The organism is Acidithiobacillus sp. TH-A35 (assembly GCF_057473505.1).
Genome location: NZ_JBYCKR010000022.1, coordinates 1 through 2,940, shown reverse-complemented (window position 1 = coordinate 2,940; position 2,940 = coordinate 1). Strand labels below are relative to the sequence as shown.

Below are 2,940 nucleotides of genomic sequence, written 5' to 3'. Positions count from 1 at the left end.
ATTTGCCAGAACATGTCTGCACTGCGGCTGATTTCATCAGCCAGCACGGGGGTGGCGGCCGTTAGTGTCATGCTATACCCGGTATAGAGAATCACCGCAATGATAATTCCCATGCCCGTTGCCAACGCGGCGAGCAGCAACATCATCAGCAGAATAGAACCTGGTTTATTGCGGGCGATGGAGATGGTATGACGGAGTGAGTTGCCTACGCTTTCGCCGTGCCACAATGCGGGTCCGGAGAGATTGAAGACAATAACGGCGAGGACAAAAACAATGGCGTTTACCAACATGATGGCAGGGAATAGCGGCACAAAGAGCATCGCGCCAATCCCCGGTATCTTGCAAGCGAAAAACCCCAATGCTTCTACGACAAAAATGCCCAAAAGCAAGAGACTTTCAATAATCAGCAGCCCCAGCAGGCGCGGCAGGGCCCGTATGCCAAAGCGGAGACTTTTAGCTATTTCCGGCAGTGGATCGCCGCGCGCCTCGTGCAGTAGTACACCGCCAGCGCCCAGGTAGCCGACACCAAAACTGATCAGTAGAATGATCACCCCAATGGCGGCACCTGCCCATCCGCCAGGCCATTGCGCGAAGAGTTCCAAGCCGGTCATGCCCAGGAAAACGGCGATGACGTACACCAGTATAGGCTGCCATAAGGTGATGCCGCGAAGCGCTCGCAACAACAAAGAAAAAGACAGATCTCCCTGGCTGGGAGTATGGGTAAACATGCGTGGTTCCTTTGCCAAAATCTTTGGCGCCTAGAATAGCAAATTGCGGGCGGTTGGTGGATAACTATCCACCCTTGTCGCAGGGGGACAATCGCCATGGGTGGTGCTACACTGCTCCGATATTGACCGATTGGTCGGGCACTGTGCAAGGGCGACTGTCATATGTTGGGGGCGGAGGGGAGGATCGTGGGGGATTTGCCACTGGCAATCGAAGGTGAGGGACGACAGCGGATTTTGGCGGCCGCCGAAAAGCTCTTCTCCGATAAAGCGTTTGATGCCGTCTCCATGAACGCCATCGCGTTGCAGGCGGGTATCAGCAAAGCCAATATCTATCATTATTTTCCCAATAAGGATGCGCTCTATCTTGCGGTATTGCGTGCGGCCAGCCAAAGTTTGAGGAAATTGCTCAATGATGCGGTCGACGCCCACGGAGCCGTGGTGGACGTGCTTCGGCATTTTGCGCGCTGCCATCTCCAGGCACTGTTAGACCGACCGGAATTGGTGCGTTTGGTATGGCGGGAAATTCTCGAAAAAGGCGCGCCCAGAGCGCAAGAGTTTGCTGAACAGGGCTTTGCTGATGTATTTTCTGCACTGGTCGCAGTGCTCGAAGCCGGCCAGTCCCGGGGCGAACTGCGGGTGGATTTTGACCCGGCCCTGGTGGCAACCCTGTTGTTGGGCGCGAATGTTTTCTTTTTCCAGTCCCGGGATATCCTGCGACATTATCCGCCTATTACCTTTGCCGACGATCCCGCAGGTTATGACGCCGGAATTGTGGAGATTCTTTTGCGCGGGCTGATTTCTGAGTCTTCGATAGATACGGCGAGTACGTGATGAGCTCTATGCACAATGATTCCCACCTGCAGGCGCATATATTGGTAGAGGCATTACCTTACATGCAGCGTTTCCATGGTCGTACCATCGTTATCAAATACGGTGGCAATGCCATGACCGAAGCCTATCTTCAAGAGCAGTTTGCTTACGATGTGACCCTGATGAAACAGGTGGGCATGAATCCGGTGGTGGTGCATGGTGGCGGACCGCAGATCGGTGCCCTGCTGGAACGACTCGGGGTGCAGACCCATTTTGTGGATGGCATGCGAGTGACCGATGCGGCGACCATGGAAGTGGTGGAAATGGTCCTTGGCGGGCGCGTCAACAAGGAGATTGTGCAAGCCATCAACCGGGCGGGCGGCCGCGCGGTGGGGCTGACGGGAAAGGATGGCGGATTGCTGCGCGCCCGTCCTTTGCGCCGGGATGGCGTTGATCTCGGTCTGGTGGGCGAGGTCGCCCGGGTGGACCCGGATATTATCCGCCTGCTGGATCAGGGCGATTTCATTCCGGTGGTGGCGCCGATCGGGGTGGGTTCCCTGGGCGAATCCTACAATATCAATGCCGACTTGGTGGCCGGCGCTCTCGCCGCGACGCTGAATGCTGAGAAGCTAATTCTGATGACCAATGTCGCCGGAGTGCTGGATCAGGACGGCCAGTTGCGCACGCGTCTGGAGGCTGCCGAGGTGGATCGGATGGTTGCCGATGGCCGTATTTATGGCGGCATGTTACCCAAGATTCAGTGCTGCCTGGATGCCGTGGCCGCCGGGGTACACGCCGCGCATATCATTGATGGTCGGGTACCTCATGCGTTATTGCTGGAAATCTTTACCGACGCGGGCGTCGGCACATTGATTTCTGACACGCGATGAACTTGAGTCGCCTGTGCGCCGGTGAATATCTCGCCGCCCCCATTGGGGGGGGGGCGTCATCATCCTCTGGCACCCCGCCGCCGTTAACCCTGGCGCTACGGGCAGGACCGACTGGCGTCTGATTTCAGAGGATAGGCTGCAGCGCCTTGACCCAACCCGGCGCTCCACCCGTATCCACCGTGACCGACGCACTGGTACCGATCCGTAGCGGGAACTTGGGATCCGGGTTGGAGATGAGAACACGCACCGGTACCCGCTGCGTCACCTTGACCCAGTTACCCGTAGCATTTTCCGGGGGCAGCAGAGAGAAGGCGTTGCCAGCACCTCCACTTAGGCTCACTACCTTTCCTTTGAAGCCATGATTGGGGTACATATCAATGGTGACTTCTGCACTCTGGCCCGGGCGCACGCGGTCGAGGTCGGTTTCCTTGTAGTTGGCCTCAACCCAGTACTCCTCGTTGCCGATCAGGGGAAAGAGGTCCTGATTGATATTGGCAACGTCGCCCACATGG

At 57.1% G+C, this 2,940-nt stretch carries 3 protein-coding genes and 1 pseudogene; 2 read left to right on the top strand and 2 right to left on the bottom strand.

The features are described 5' to 3' along the window. Window positions 1–728, bottom strand: a 728-nt coding sequence (locus tag AC2VNK_RS01110; protein WP_486882497.1) for a hypothetical protein, incomplete at its 3' end; no start/stop codon positions are given. Window positions 729–914: 186 nt separating this feature from the next. Between AC2VNK_RS01110 and AC2VNK_RS01105 the strand changes: the two genes are divergently transcribed. Beyond that, entirely contained in the window at window positions 915–1,559 is a 645-nt protein-coding gene (locus AC2VNK_RS01105; RefSeq protein ID WP_486882496.1) for a TetR/AcrR family transcriptional regulator, read from the top strand. 8 nt (window positions 1,560–1,567) lie between these two features. Next, on the top strand, window positions 1,568–2,428 hold the full coding sequence (gene argB / locus AC2VNK_RS01100; protein WP_291520896.1) for an acetylglutamate kinase: 861 nt from the start codon (window positions 1,568–1,570) through the stop codon (window positions 2,426–2,428). A 124-nt stretch (window positions 2,429–2,552) separates the two neighbouring features. Here the strand turns inward: argB and AC2VNK_RS01095 are convergent. Continuing rightward, a pseudogene (locus AC2VNK_RS01095) lies at window positions 2,553–2,940 on the bottom strand (HlyD family secretion protein); the annotation flags it as partial.

What these genes read in the sequence shown, in the direction of transcription:
- argB (WP_291520896.1), top strand. Translation starts at nt 1,568, where the DNA reads ATGCACAATGATTCCCACCTGCAGGCGCATATATTGGTAGAGGCATTA.